Source organism: Mucilaginibacter litoreus, assembly GCF_042676805.1.
Taxonomy (GTDB): Bacteria; Bacteroidota; Bacteroidia; order Sphingobacteriales; family Sphingobacteriaceae; genus Mucilaginibacter; species Mucilaginibacter litoreus.
The window spans coordinates 106,380-122,784 of the sequence record NZ_JBHTHZ010000013.1; the positions used below are offsets into that span (position 1 = coordinate 106,380).

Annotated in this window: 3 protein-coding genes; all 3 read left to right on the forward strand. The window is 46.0% G+C overall.

From position 1 onward, the window contains the following. Position 1: 1 nt before the first annotated feature. From ACFQZX_RS13955 to ACFQZX_RS13965, 3 genes are read left to right on the forward strand one after another with little or no spacing between them, the layout of a single operon-like run. Complete coding sequence (locus ACFQZX_RS13955; protein WP_377116362.1) at positions 2-6,610, forward strand: hypothetical protein; 6,609 nt, start codon at positions 2-4, stop codon at positions 6,608-6,610. 1 nt (position 6,611) lies between these two features. Next, positions 6,612-7,406: a hypothetical protein gene (locus tag ACFQZX_RS13960; RefSeq protein ID WP_377116364.1), complete on the forward strand. Its 795-nt coding sequence runs from the start codon at positions 6,612-6,614 to the stop codon at positions 7,404-7,406. A 1-nt stretch (position 7,407) separates the two neighbouring features. Continuing rightward, positions 7,408-15,909: an RHS repeat-associated core domain-containing protein gene (locus ACFQZX_RS13965; RefSeq protein ID WP_377116367.1), complete on the forward strand. Its 8,502-nt coding sequence runs from the start codon at positions 7,408-7,410 to the stop codon at positions 15,907-15,909. Positions 15,910-16,405 lie beyond the last annotated feature (496 nt).

The window sequence follows — 16,405 nt, forward strand, 5'->3', positions numbered from 1 at the left end:
AATGATATTCACCGTCCGAAAACGCAAAGCCATAGCCCTGACACTATTCTCCATAATATCACTGCAAATATTGCTGCCTGAGGTGGCCCTTGCTTTAACCTCAGGCCCTGCCCAGCCTGAAATGCAGGGTTTTTTGCCAGCCGGCGTCTCAGATATGGTTGACCTGTCCACAGGTGATTTCAAATACAACATTCCCTTGCTTGACGTGGACGGTTATCCGGTTAACCTAAATTACCAGTCCGGTGTAGGTGTTGAGGACGAGGCCGGCTGGGTAGGGCTTGGCTGGAATCTGAACGTTGGCAGCATTAACCGGCAATTGCGCGGTGTTCCCGATGATATGAAAGGTGATGAGGTTGAGACAACACATTACACCAAGCCGCACATTACGATCGGTGGCCGTCTTCGGGCCAAAGCGGAGATAGGGGGCAGTGAAGCCTTTGTAAAGGGAGAAGGGACTTTTACCATCGGTATTTTCAATGATAACTATACGGGCATCGGCGCGGAAATTGGCGTTAACCCGGGTATATCGCTGGGTAAACAAATGGACGGCCCGCTTACAGCGAGCCTGGGGGTGGGCCTTATGTCGAGTACAACTTCGGGTGTTGATGTCTCGCCTTATATGAACTTCAATATCAAGAATAAGACAGATGAAGCGGTAACGGGGGTTGCGGGATTGAGTGCTGCTCTTGGCTATAATACCAGGAGCGGAATGAAGAGCCTGACACTGGGTGCGTCATACGGTTACCTGGCCAGGAAAGACAAGGAAAACGTTAAAAATAACAAGAATAATACCATTTCCGACGTGTTGAATGTCTTGAATTCAACCATTAGTTACAATACCGAACCGATACAACCGTCTATTCAGGTTCCTTACAAAACAGATTATTTCGCGGTCAGTATAGACGTAGGGGTGGCAGGGGGCATTGTATACGGCGGTGTGGGCGGTATGGGTTACCGCACGATTAGTCAGGTACAGTCGCCTGCCATAAAAAATCCGGTGTACGGTTTTCTTTACGCGGAAGCAGGAAAAAATCAGCCTAATGCCATGATGGATTTTATCAGGGAAAAAGACGTACCTGTAACGCCGGGCTTGCCAAAGTTGGCAGTGCCGGTAGCGTTGCCCGACCTGTTCACTTACTCCAGCCAGACCGGCAGCGGCCAGTTCCGTTTATTCAGGGGCGGAACAGGAATTTACTTCGATGCCAAAACGGAAAATACCACGAACGCGGACAGCTACGGTTTTGAGGCGGGCTTCGGTGCCTACTTTCACGGCGGGGCATCCAAATATGAGCAGGATTCGCGTTTAACAACCCAGAAATGGACGCGTCAGAATAATTATCTTCCCGTTGGCGACTTTCAGGACAAATCTGATGCTAATCCGAGTTATCAGCAGGTCTATTTCAAGGAAATCGGCCAAAAATCTGCTGAAAGTTCTTCGCTGATCAATCCACTGAAAAATAATTCACCGGTTGCTGTTCGCGTAAACGGAACGACTGCTTCGGGGGCATTTACAGATGATGTGCCGCTTACCCGTATACAAAAAAGCGAACGGGAGCCACAACGTACCAATATCAGCTACCTGACAAACGCAGAATGCGCGACCTCTGGGTTGGACAAAAAAATCAAATACTATGATTTCCTTGCAGCCGGTAGTGTACCTTCCAAAACTGAACATGTGTTGGACAGAACGGGCGGCTACCGTAAAGGGCACCACATTTCGGAGATGACTGTTACGGATGCTGCTGGAGCCAGGATGGTTTACGGCATACCAGTGTACAATACGCGTCAGGCAGAATACACATTTGCGATCGGCGCCAATGCGGATGGTGCTTACAGCCTGGTATCCGGATCACAGGATCAGGTGAGTTTTGCAGCCGGACAGACTGAAAGCAACCTTGGCAAAGGTAAAGGGATCGACAATTATTACCACAAAAGCGAAACGGCGCCCTACGCAGCAAGCTACCTGCTTTCGGGTATATTGTCACCCGATTACGTCGATGTTTCCGGCAACGGTATCAGCGATGATGACCAAGGTACCGCAATCCGTTTTAACTATTCTTACATTCCCAAATATTGCTGGAGGTCGCCTTATAAGAACGCTACACTTAACAAGGGGCTTATGGCTGACGCTGATGACGATAAAGCCAATATAATTTACGGTGAAAAGGAGCTGTATTATGTGCATTCGATAGAATCTAAAACAAAGATTGCCTATTTTATTACAGCGGACCGTAATGACGCTTTGGGCGTTAATGATTTTTCGGGTGGCGTAAACAGCACCGTAAGACAGAAGATGCTGAAGGAAATCCGCCTTTATTCGAAAGGCGACATGTCGCGGCCTATCAAAGTAGTTAAATTTGAATACGATTACTCCTTATGTCCGGGGGTTCCGAACAATACGGCTGCTGCGCCAAACAATGGTAAACTTACGCTGAAAAAAGTCTATTTTGAGTACAGGGGAACTGCTAAAGGACAATCATTTCCTTACACATTCAGCTACAAGACCAGTTTCACGAAGTATACCGGCGCTGTCGTAAATAATGTGGGGTATTCTACCATGAGTTCCGACCGCTGGGGAGTGTATCATCCGCAACAGGACAATCCCTTTTTTACCAATCTTTATAATGATCATTTTCCTTACAGTGTACAAAATTTAAACGGCCCTACTACCGGCGTAGTTACCAGTGCAGGCGAAGCAGCTTCCGTATGGCACCTCAGCCACATCAATTTGCCGACAGGTGGAGGTATCGATATCAATTACGAAGCGGATGATTACGCTTATGTGCAGGATAAAAAGGCCATGGTGATGACACCGGTTACTACGTTAATTGCCGACAATGCCAGCTACTCTGCTGTTGCCAGCAGCAATCTGAAGGCTGCTAAAGGAATTCAAATAAATGTCCCAGCCGGAACTCCGGCCATGTCAGATGCAACAGAGTGGTTCCGCCGTACATTTTTAAATGGATCGCCTTATCTGTATACAAAAATTTTCGTGACACTCGCAACCGGGTTAAGCAATGCCAAAGGCAGGACCGATGATTACGTGGCCTGTTTTGCAGAAATTAAAAAGGTAAATATTACCAGTAACGGAAAAGCGAACATCATTTTTAAAGATCGTTTGGAAGCTGGTATCAGTCAAAATCCGATTATTTTTGCTGCCTGGCAAAAAATCAAGGAAGAGTATCCGCGTTACGCTTACCCGGGATTTGACCGCAGGTTGGGCGGTGATGCGGCATCACAGTCAGGCGACGGTATTATTGCAGCCATCAAGACGGCCATTTCCAATTTGTCAGAACTGAAGCAGAATTTCTATCAGCGGGCCAATAGCAAAAATTATGCGTCAACCGGGACCATGAGCAAAAGCTTTGTCAGGATAGCAAAAGTTGACGGACATAAGCTGGGAGGAGGAGTGCGTGTAAAGAAAATCAGTATCAGCGACGGCTGGACGGAAGGAAGAACTTACGGACAGGCCTACGATTACTCTACAACGGAGGACGGCATATCCATCAGCAGCGGCGTTGCCAGCTATGAACCTGCGATTGGTAATGATGAAAATCCGCTGCATCAGCCGCTTTTTTACATTCAGCGAAATAAAGGGGCGCTTACCAATCTGCTGGATCTGGAAGAACCTTTCGGTGAGTCTTACTTTCCAGCGCCTTCGGTTGTCTATAGTAAAGTAACGGTCTCAGATCTCGATGCACAACAAAATCCTTATCCTAATGGACCGACAGGCTATACGGTGAACGAATTTTATACCGCTCGCGATTTTCCGGTGCAGATCAGGTCAACCGAATTGCAGTCCATCATCAATGCCCCTAAAAACAGCTATGGAATTGTTTATACAAGCAGTATACAGCAAACGACTCTATCACAGGGGTATAGTATCGAGCTGAATGATATGCACGGTAAGCCGAAGGCCACCACGATTTTTAACCAGGCCGGTGCAGAGGTATCTTCAACAAAGACCTACTATAACACGGCTCCGCTTAACGGGACTTCCATGCGCCTGAGAAACCAGGTCAGTGTGGTTAATCCTGATGGAACCGTTGAGCAAAACCGTGTGATTGGCCGGGATGTGGACTTTTTTACGGATTTTCGCGAACAGGAAAGTATCAATGACGGGCAAAGCCTTAATCTGGGGATAGACATCGTACCGGCGTTCGGGTTTCCTATCCCGATTCCGCACTGGCCGACGGGCGACAACTCAGAGTATAAATTATTCCGCTCGGCCTGCGCCGTCAAGGTCAGCCAGTATTATGGTGTGGTGGATAGCATTGTAGTCAAAACAAATGGTTCTAGCATCCGGACCAGCAATATCGCCTATGATGCGATTACAGGAATGCCCCTGATTACCAGTACACAGAACGAATTTAATAGCGAAATCTATTCTGTTAAAATTCCAGCATATTGGGGATATCCGGGTATGGGACCGGGCTCGAAAAGAAATGGCATGGAACTGGCGAACGTCACTTCCAGCAGTGCTGCCATGTTAGACAACAATTCTGGAAATTATCTGGCTTATGGAGATGAGTTTATCGACCTGGCAACCGGATTGCGTTATTGGATTGTTCCCCGGCATGTCAGCAGCGACATAGCCAATATTGATATCAAAACTGTCGTCGACAGATACGGCAACCCGGTAAGCAAAACATTTGCCCGTGTAAAAGTTGTTCGAAGCTCCCGCAATCAACTTGACGCTACAATGAACGAGCTGGTAATGCTTACCAATCCAATAGTGCCCAATAGCAGCGGCAACGGGTATCGCATCGCGCTGAATGAATCTGATCTGACCGGTCTTCACGTTATCAATGCATCGGCGAAGACCTATGACGAAAATTGGAATTCCGAACCGCCGGAGATTCAGCCAGGTCTTTCGGATGATCCCTACAATTTTACAATTTATAATGGGTACGGCAGACCAGAAGCGCCCAGCCACCCTGTGTTTTTACCAGGCATCGGGGAAGTAACCGATGCGAGAAAAAATTACTGGCTTTCAAGAGAGCAAAATGCTTTAATCGGCGACAATAGAAGTACAGTGAACGGTTTATATTCGTCAGGAACTAACAAAAAGATGGTAATCTATACAAGTTTTTATGTGCCTCGAAGCGGTGTTTATTACTTTGGATATAATTCTCATGCAAATCTCAGTTTTGCTTTTTCTAACATATGTAGTAATAATTTCAACGTAAGCAACTACTATAAATCTGAACGCGGCTGGAGGGTTGAGCAAATTGATCTAACCAAAGGATGGACCCCGCTGGTGATTGAAATAAGCGTTGGTCCTAATCCAATTTATAATGGAATAGGAATAGAAGTTTACGATTGTGCACAGCAAGAATTGAATGCTTTCGGAACCGCAGGTAATACCGCAGATCCAACGCTGCTTTTTTCAACAAGCAATCTGAAATTTAGCTCCGCTAATGTGCAGACGGTACAAAATGGTACAACGTATTATCAATATCGCTATTCGGATCTTAACCGAACCGGGTATTCCCCTTGTATCTTGCCGCCGGTAGGAATCAATCCTTATGTATACGGCTTTAAAGGTAACTGGCGACCCTATCAGGCGGAAGTATTTCAACAGAACAGAGTATATGCTAATGCCGTTTCTTTTTCGGGTAAAGTAATGAATGTAAAGGACGCCGGCTACCTGGCGAATTTTTACAATTACTGGAAAATGCCTTTAAGCGGGTCGGTTTGGAGTATGAATACGGGCAACTTAGAGAACTGGGTCACTACAAACACAGTGACGCTTTATGATAAGTTTGGTCAGGAACTACAGAACCGTGACGCGCTCGGCCGCAACAGTGCCGCCAAATTTGATTTTAACGGCGAACTGCCTGCAGCGGTCGCCAGTAATGCAGGTTATCGTGAGATTTACGCGAACAGCTTCGAGGATGCACGGTTTAGCCCGGGTAAGCCGGTTTATATCATTGATCCAGCAAGAAGCGAATTTAAATATTCGAAGACAGGCGGCTATATACAAGATGGTGCAACGAGTGCCTGGTCCCATACGGGGAACTCCAGTGTGGCGCTTACTGCAGATTCCCTGGTTCTGAATACGCTGGTACACATGGTAGAGGAAAAAAGGACCAGCTACCTGGATTTGAATATCAATAATCAGTTTATAAAGGATAGCAGTAAAGGCGCTTATACGAATGGTTTTCAGCCTTTGCCAGGGCAAAATTATATCGCAGATGTTTGGGTAAAGGACGATGCGCCGTTTGTTACTACGCCTAAATTAAAAATGTTTATTAACGGGCAGGAAAGGCCCTTGACTTGCAAAGCAGTGGTAGAGGGTTGGAAATTGTTGGAAGGCACGTTTTCAACACCGGCAAACTTAGGAGGCGCGCTTCAGGTCGTATTTTATCCGGCCATCAGCACAACCATTTATCTTGATGACCTGAGGATACACCCAGTGGCGGCGATGATGAAGACTTACAGCTATGATGCTGCCTCGATGCGACTGATGGCAGAGCTGGACGAAAACTGTCTGGCGACCCTTTATGAATATGACAGTCAGGGGACGCTTATAAGGGTCAAGAAGGAAACGGAACGTGGGGTGATGACCATAAAGGAAACCCGTTCTTCACAAAAAAAGACATTATAGTATGAAAAAAGCAAATAAAATTACTAAGCGGGTGCTGATTACTACAGTATTGTTCTTTGCGCTCGCTGCTGCAATGGCTTACCATATTCGTTTGAGAAATACTCCTATTGAAATCGCTTCGGTGCCTGTTCATGTTCAGCACCTGCCAGCGGTTTGTGACGAAAGGCAGCTGGATACGCTTCGTTGCTGGGCAGGATCCATCGACCTGAGCCATTTTACGGGCGCTATGGAAGGTTTACTGACGATAGAAACATCAGGCGACAGTACCGCAGATATCAAGAATATGCCCTATGTGATTTGCCGGCGTGGTAATGATTGTTTTTACCGTTATGCAGGTACAGAAACGCTGAACGCCGGTGGCCGCTTTCTCTACATTGATTATAATCAGCAAAAAATTGCCTATGGGAAGCAAAAGGTAATTAACGCCACTGAAGTGATTGACAGCAAGAGTTTACTAAAGGCGATGGCTGATGAACATTACACCCTGACAGCTTCAAGTGAAGGCCGCCTGCGCACTATGCGGCTATTGAATCCTCAGCATATCGCCTGCCAGGAGTACGCGATTACTTGCGACACTACAACAGGCCGCGTGACGCGTGTTTTTGCCAGGATAAGCGATGCAGGCGGCCAGGGCGCCGGCGTAAGTAAAAGGGCTGTTGACCTGAGGCTGACTAGTGTTGATGAATCAGCTGAACCAACTGATTTTTTAAGCATAGACAACCTTTTAAAAATCAACGGAAAATTTGTTATAGCCGTTGGGAAGTACCGAAATTTTCAAGTGATCAGGATCGATTGATATGAAAAGATTGAAGGTGTATTTAGCATTGGGATTTATATTACTGGCCTTTACCGCTTCTAACGCGATTGCCGGTGTAGAGCCCTATACAAAGTCGCTTAACGGTCCATTTACCCTGCCCGCAACGTTGGAGAATGCAGACCCATTGTTTTTGAATAACGGTACATGGGCTACCTATCAGTTTCGGAGCGTAAATAATGAAATCGCATTACGGGTCAATGACAATGTTCGGATCGCTTCAAATTTCTCCTATAAGGTGAACGTGACAGTAGATTGTTACAATAATCCGGCACAGACAAGTCCTGCATACAGTTTTTCTAAGGAGTTGAGCATTAACTATGATATCAATCAAGGTGTAAGCTACAGGGGGGTGTCAGCGCATAATTTTTCTGGTTATTACAAGGTGAAGATCACCATCAATTCTGCAGGTGTGATCAATGCCGGTGATCAGGTGCCCCCGGCAGGTGCTGTTGTATTAAAAAACAGCATTACCATAGACCGCATTTATCCGTTTAACCTATCTGCCCAGACAAAGCTGTCTACTACCAGTATCACTGCTGCGAGCAAGGTTTTGCCGCTTAGTTGGGATGTGCTTGCTGGGGCTGAAGAGTATGACCTGGAATGGACCACTCTCTCCGCAGGTGACGGTAATGAAAGTATCGCGCAGGGCCTTATTAGCTATAATAGCACCGCCCTCGCGCAGGCAGACCTGCTGTTTCGAAACAACGCGACCCGTATAACTACAGCGGGACATGACCATACCATTTCACTTGTTTTCAATGATGATTATCTGGTGGCGAGGGTAAGGGGAGTGCAGTACACACTGGCTGGCGTTCGGCAGACAGGGGCCTGGTCCTATGAGCTGGGCACCAGTGCCTATGCTGCGTGGAACATTGCTGCGAACTGGCAGTCACCGGCGCTTAACTGGCAGTATTCGGCCGCTTATGCGGAAGAAGGCAAAAAGAAAGAGGTCATCAATTATTTTGATGGTACGCTGCGTGACCGGCAAACGGTTACAATCAACACGAGTGACCAGGTACCTGTAGTGGCGGAAAAGGTATATGACGTTTTTGGGCGGCCGGTCGCCTCGATATTGCCGGCACCAGTATCTGATGGCGCAGCACCAACGCTTCACTATTTTTCTGCCCTTAACAAAAATACTGCAGGCAATACCTATGGTTACCTCGATATCAGCGATCCATCTGCCGCCGGTTGCGAATTTTTACCTGGAGCACTGAGCACAACCTCAGGTTCTTCGCGCTATTATTCTGCCGTTAGCGATTTTAAGACCTTTAATAACAAATCTTATCAGGGCTACACGCCTGACGCGCAGGGTTACCCGGTTGCGATAACACAGTATACACCTGATAATACGGGCCGGATACGCCTGCAAGGCGGCGTTGGGCAGCCTTTTCAGCCGGGATCCGGAACGCCGAGCCGTACAACCAAATACTTGTACGGAAAGCCCGAACAGTGGGAGTTGGATCAGTTATTCGGTAATGACATTGGCTTTGCCGATCACTATACCAAAAATACGGTCATTGATCCGAATTACCAGATCAGCATCAGCTACCAGAACGCCAGCGGTAAAACGATTGCTACCGCTCTGACGGGAGCGGCGCCGGCGGGCATGGACACACTTACGTCCAAAATACCGGTTAGATGGCAAACCAGCACAATACTGAAGCCCGAGCAATTCAAATTTGACGGCGGGGCGCTGAAATTAACTGCTTCGACCACCTACATGGCTACCGTTACCGGAAAAGATACGATTAGGTTCGACCTGCCGCAATTGGTATATACGTTCTCCGAAACAGCAGGGCTATGTGGTAAGTGTTATTATAATGTGAATGTAAAGGTAACCGATCCCTGTAATGCGGCTTTACCGCTGGCCAACCTGAATTACGAGGTCGGTAAAAAATCAAATGTGGCGACTACCTGTACACCGGATGGGACTTACACCAACAGTATCCCGCTGGATATAACGACGATAGGGGAGTACAACATATCTTTTGAGTTTGCTTTGAACCGGCAGGATGTAGAAGCTTATACAGACACCTTATTTAACCGCGGGCAAAGGGCAGGGGTCATTAACAGTCAATGGAGCTTTGTTAAAACGCGTCTTCAGGCGCTGGATCTGACGGGTTTATTCAGCGATTGTAAAACATCAAGGGCACAGTTGGGAACGCTGGCTGCTTTTTCAGCGATGTATGGTGCCCGTATAAGTGCTTTGGGTATAGATACGACTATTTTTAGTTCAGGTGAACAAGCGCAATACCACAGCATTGTCCAGCAAGCTTATAGTAGCATCGATGCACATATCAATAGCCTCGACTGCGATATATCTCCATGTTTGGAAAAACAAAAGTTGATGCTGAAGGATGTTTCGCCAGGGGGGCAATACGCTTTGTTCGATAGTTCAGGAGCAGCGCTAGAAAGCGATATCAATGTGCTTTATAGTAAATGGAGGTTGGTGTTTCCAGTATTGCCTGCGACAAATGCCACCTACATTGCGAACAAGATCACGCGTTCGGATGGTTCTGTGCTATCTGTCAATGATGCAGCCTTTACGCTGACAGATCTGGTGACTTACTGGGACGAGGAATGGGCTTCTGGCTTTCTGCAATATCATCCTGAGTATTGCAAGTTGCAGTTTTGTGAGCTGAACGCAGTTTCGGGTAATTGGGACGGGATGATCTCTGAAATTGATAAGGCATCGGATATTTTTAAAATCCAGTCCGGGTTGTCTTACAGCTATACGAATGGAGCCTGGCTGCTTACCGCCGATCCGTTTTTTAAGGCTGGAGGACTTGGTAACAGCTTTCTTACCAGCATGCAGGCCGATCTGAACCAATACAGTAAAAGAGTGCTGGGGTTGACGACGGCAACGGTAAAAAGCCTTTCGCAATATGTAGACTTTAACTTGTATCAGGGCGAAGGCAAATGGAATGATCCTGCCCCGGTTAGCTGCCGCGTGCCTGACAGGGACTGGTCCAGTTATCGGGCATTTTACCTGCAATTAAAAGAAAAGTACTATACAAAGCTAAGGGACAGTACCAGTTGTGCAGGTAAATGTCCAGTAGGTGTTGCAAACATTGCGATTCCTTCAGATCCAAGCGGCGTTAACGCCGCTGACTTCAGTGTTTCAGAAACCATTGCCGCTGATATAGCTGCGGCGCAAGGATCGGGGAATTGCACAACTGCAGGAAAATTCATTACTATCGCAAAAAAGGTGGGCAACGTAGCGGCTAATACTTACGTGTTTTTACATTTTCCTGATATCTATGCCCTGAATTTGCCGGCAGCGGTGACACTGCCTTCAGGGGCACAAAAAACTTTTCTTTGTATACCGAAAAACATTCCACTGAGTAGTATTACTATCACTGAAGCTAATACAACGGGCAATGTCCCTACAGTGTACATTCCTCAAAATCCATTGCCAACGCCTATAGCAAATCAGACGCTGACTAACAGCAATTCGTCGAGTAGCATGACACCCAATGGCAATGAAACGGGATCAGACTTCTATATATACTCCTATCAGCCTTGGAGTTTAAATACCGCAATTGTGGTCATTAAAATAAAACCGGACCGCGTATATTGTCAACGAAACGGAATCAAAGTTTGGCTTATTGCTGAATCTAAACAAAACGGAGGCCCTCCAATCACTCATCAATATTATAAAAGAATCGACATAGATCCGGTTTACCTGAGTGCAACGGTAGAAGTAACTGTTGGTAATACCACTGAATACATTAATGGCGTGACAACAAGTTGGTCTACAGCTTTGCCGACATGTACGCTACCATTAGGAACGGTTAACGGATGCGCATCGACTTTGTTAACAAAATCTTCGCGGTTCGATGCTGAGTTGCCCACATTTTTTCAACCACAGGATACAACCGCTGCCAACAGTAGGGTTATTCAACAAGTTAAAGGCATTATCCAAGCCAACTGCGAAGCCAACGCGGAACGCTGGATGGCGAGCCTTGCACCAGGACTTGTGGGTAAGCCACAGGCTACGATCGACAGCTTAAGGAATGCGCTGATCACTTATTGCGCGGCCAATGGAGACATGAACCATATCTATGGTTCAAGCACTGCGAAACCAGGTGTCACCAATGCTTACGCGGATTTTTCGGCGATCATTAAAATGATTGCTTTAAATGGGGGCGATTTTACGCCAACACTAAATCCGTGGTTATTGGAGGGCGCGGACCGGTATGACAAGCCGGTTACAGGTGCAGTTTCGTCAACGGTTTATAACAGCAGTGCCGCTATTGCACAACTGCTGGCAACGGAACAGGCAGCCGCGACCGGTACCGAGGCCCAGTTCCTTTATTTGCAGAGCAAGTATGGCAGCGCAATGACACTGACCCAGGCGGAGTTGGGCATGCTCCTGTCGGCCTCTGCTTCCTGTAACTGGGTACTGCCACAGCCGATTACGCTGCCCTCTTTTTTACAGCCAGGGAACGGCGGTTGTATAACTTGGACTGATTACAGCAATAAAAAAGCTGCGCTGATAAACAGCATTCCTGGTTTGACGAGTGCCAGCACCAATTACAGCACAATCCTGACGAATTATATGAACCAGCAATATGGATTTACGCTCAGTTATGCTGATTTTCAGGCATTCGAAGCGAACCATACTACCTTGCTGTGTAACGCTACAGTGAATACCGAGGCGCCGATAGATCCCTATGCGGAGGTGCAAAGTCGTATGGAAGCTGCGGTAAGCGACGGCCTTTCAATATATGCTACTTATGTTACCGACCAGAAGAACTTAATCAGGAATGGTTACATTACGACCTGTGCTGCGGCCGGTCCGGTGGTTACTAACAAGGCCCAGGCCGGAAACTACCACTTCACCTTGTACTATTACGATCAGGCTGATAACCTGATGCGAACCGTTCCGCCGGAAGGTGTAGCGTTGCTAAGCGATGCTGAGGTAGCCCAGGTGCAACAATTACGAAACGGCAATGATGCGGCTTCCTGCGGAACAGCCTATACTGGTCCTACGTCCAACACGGATGTCAATACGGCTTTCAATAACCTGGAGACAAAGCTAGCTTCCGGCCAGAATGCCGCCATTGAGCTTTGGTTGTATAATACCGATAACAGCGGTAATCAGCTGGCAAAGGTTACGCAAGATGGCAAATACCTTTTCCAACTTAATATCAATAACAATACGCTCGGTATAGATATTTTCAGCAGCCCGGCTTATGGTCAGTTTAACAACGCGAACAGGATAACGGTCAGCCTATCTACGCTTCCGGCACTTGAGGCATGGATCCATGTTGTTATCCAATCTACTGATTTGCTGAAAGGTAAGCTGTTGGTATACATTAACGGTGTAAAAGCGCCTGCGGTTAACAATCCTTTGCCTGCAATCTATCCGGATAAGCTGGTTACGCTAAAACACATGCGCATCTACGGGCATTTATTGTACCCGGCCGAGATTATGAATAATGCCGGCAATAATTGTTTTATGCCGCTGAATACCGATGCTTACTGGGCAAGGTTTAATGTGCCTGCTGCAGGCAGTGAGACGACAGTAGGTACCAACAGCACGCAGGAAACCAACCTCAAAGGCATCTACCCTTCACACAGGTTGGTTACCGATTATCAGTATAACGCTACTAATCAGGTGGTACTCCAGAATTCGCCGGACGGAGGTACAAACCGGTTCTGGTACGATCAGTTAAGCCGCCTGATGGTTTCACAAAATGATAAGCAACTGGCAGCTAATAATTACAGCTATACACAATATGATGCGCTTGGCCGGATCATAGAAGTTGGTCAAAAAACGATCACTAATCCGGGATTGCCCTCTCCGGGATATGTGAATGATCTCACTACGTTTAATAGTGGCACCAACAATACGCAGATCACCCGAACTTTTTATGACAGTAAGGATAACCTAACCGGTTTAGGCAGTTTAAATACCGGCCTTTCGCAACGCAATTTGAGGAAAAGGGTGGTTGCGAGCACCTATCGTGACACGCGAACCGGTAACGTTATCAACGCTACCTATTATGATTATGACCTGGATGGTAACGTGGCCAATCTTTATCAGCAGATAGGGACGTTAGGGATAAAGCAAATTGGGTATGAGTATGATCTGATCAGCGGGAAGGTAAATTTTGTACGCTACCAGGAAGGAAAAACAGATCAGTTTTTTTATAAATACAGTTACGATGCGGAAAACCGTTTGACCGACGCTTACAGTGCACCGCTGGCCAGCCTGCGTCCGTTTGGTACCAGTGATCTGCTGCAGGAAACCAGGGCGCAGGACGCGCATTATGAATATTACCTGCATGGCCCCCTTGCCCGTGTGGAACTTGGGCCGGAGAACGGGAAAGTACAGGGTACCGATTATGCCTATACGTTACAGGGCTGGTTAAAGGGAATCAACAACCAAAATTTAAATGCTACTGGTGCCAATGCAGACATGGGGGCCGATGGCAGTACAGGTGTGCACGTTAGTGTGGCAAAGGATGCTATAGGTTTTTCGCTTGGTTACTATGGCGGCGATTATAGCCCGGTTGCGGGTGCAAGTGCAGGCGCTTTCGCTTATCCTTACTTGCCAACAACCGGTGAATATACAGGTCAGAATCTGTACAATGGCAATATTAGCAGTGCAACGCTGGCTGTGCGGCAGGCACAACTTGGCAATGGTGCGATGACAGGTTATACTTACCATTACGACCAGTTGAACAGGCTTAAGATGGCGCGCCAGCACACGGGCATTAGCGGTAACTGGGATAAAAGCAGCATTACGCAGCTGTTTGGTGAACAGCTGACCTATGACGGCAATGGTAATATCCTTACATTGAACCGCCATGGCTCGGCAGCTACGGCCGGTACCATCGATTCTCTGGTATACAATTACAATAAGGACATCAATGGGAAGCTGATCAACAACCGATTGAGTTACATAGCTGACAGGATAACTACAAGTAATTATACCGGCGATCTTACAACACAATCTTCCGGCAACTACGGTTACGATGTGATTGGTAACCTTAGCAAAAGCACGACGGAGAAACTGACGTCGATCAATTGGAGTGTGTACGGAAAGATCCTTTCTATCAGTAAGGCTACGGGTAATATCAGTTACACTTATGATGCTTCGGGTAACCGGGTGAGTAAAACACTCTCAGGAACCACTACCTGGTACGTGCGCGATGCACAGGGCAATACCATAGCGGTTTACGATAATGCCGGCGGCACGCAAAACTGGCGGGAGCAGCACTTGTATGGCAGCAGCAGGCTGGGCATGTGGACACCGAACCTGAATACGGGTACGGGTAATACATCCAATCCTGTTTCAGAATATGGTATCACCGGACGCAAATATTACGAGCTAAGCAATCATTTGGGAAATGTTATCGCGACGATCAGCGACAAGCGCTTACAAACCGGCAGCGGCATGCCGGTCGCTTACCTACCCGATATTATCAACGCGCAGGATTATTACAGCTTTGGGATGATACAACCAACACGGCAGTTTACAGCCACTGCGGCCGCTAAATACCGTTATGGCTTTAACGGTAAGGAAAATGATAATGAGGTAAAGCTGGATGCTAATGGTAACCAGATAGCCGGTGCACAGCAGGATTATGGCATGCGGATTTACGATCCGAGGGCCGGAAGATTTTTGAGTGTGGACCCAATAAGTCCTCAATATCCGGAATTAACGCCTTATCAGTTTGCAAGTAACACGCCAATTCAGGCAATTGATCAGGATGGTTTAGAAGCTTTTTTTGTTCATGGCACAGAATCATCGAATAAGCGTTGGTTCCATCCAAATGATAAGAGTCAAACAGACTTCACATTAATAAATGGCCTGCTTCCAATGACTAGAAATACAGTAGCAGATGCATCTTTTAATTGGAATAGAAACGTGTTTAATGGTTTTGTTAATAACGACAATATTTTTGGAGACGATAATCACTCTATAAATCATCTTACTAATAATAATGTATCAAGGGCTATAGCTGCCAGAGATCTGGTTGATCATGTAATGTCATATAGAAGAATACATGGAATCGACACTTATAATGACAAAGGTCAATTGATAAAGATGGGCGATGAACCTATTACATTCATAACTCATAGTCATGGAGGAAATGTCGGTATACGTGCAGCTAATATATTATATGACAAATTTAAAGTGCAATCAGATTTAATAGCCATAGCTGTACCGGCTTTTAATGGAAAGAATGACCCCGAAAATCCAGCAAATGCTAGAGGGGTAAGAAGGCTTATCAATGTTTGGAACAGAAACGATTGGGTGTCTGGTCAAATAGCTCCTGGATCAGATGATTTTTATCCGGTAGGACCAAACTCTAAAGTATCCAGAATTGAAGTTGATGCCACCAAATTCTATAAATGGTATCAAGGTATTGGTGCTCATTCTTTTGATAATAATCATATGGCTGATTTTATTAGGCAAGTGAGGGAAAATCCCAATAATCAAAATCTTAAAAAGAAACCTTAATGATAGTAAGTGCCATCTTGCAAAAAGTAATAGCCCATCATAAAAAACATAAATGCAAATAACAACACGGATAATGATAGATAAAGAGGTCCTGTCGCTTTAGATGAAAGCCAGCGAAATAAGCAAACTATTAGCCAAATTATAAAGTATATGATAGGCATCAAAGCATTTTGAACGTCCATGCCGTAAGATATTTTACCGGCGTTAACAAGTAGAATAACTATAAATGTTACAACAGAGTACAATATAAATATGTACAAATAAGCTTTTCTTGCGAAGGGTGAAAAGGTTTCCATTTGATTAGGTTATGATAAATCATAAAAATAAAATTTATTATCAAAATTATTGGCCTGTCGTCGGTAGAAATTGGTTTTATTTTTTGATAAGGTTTGTAACATCTACAATTTAGCTTGTTGCGACTATAAAAATTTATAAGCCATATATAAGCGAAATGCAGACAAAGTCAAAAAGTTTTAAACAACTTTATATATTCGAA

Bases quoted from the DNA above. Each gene is read 5' to 3' on its own strand.
- ACFQZX_RS13955 (WP_377116362.1), top strand. From the start codon at position 2: ATGATATTCACCGTCCGAAAACGCAAAGCCATAGCCCTGACACTATTC.
- ACFQZX_RS13960 (WP_377116364.1), top strand. From the start codon at position 6,612: ATGAAAAAAGCAAATAAAATTACTAAGCGGGTGCTGATTACTACAGTA.
- ACFQZX_RS13965 (WP_377116367.1), top strand. From the start codon at position 7,408: ATGAAAAGATTGAAGGTGTATTTAGCATTGGGATTTATATTACTGGCC.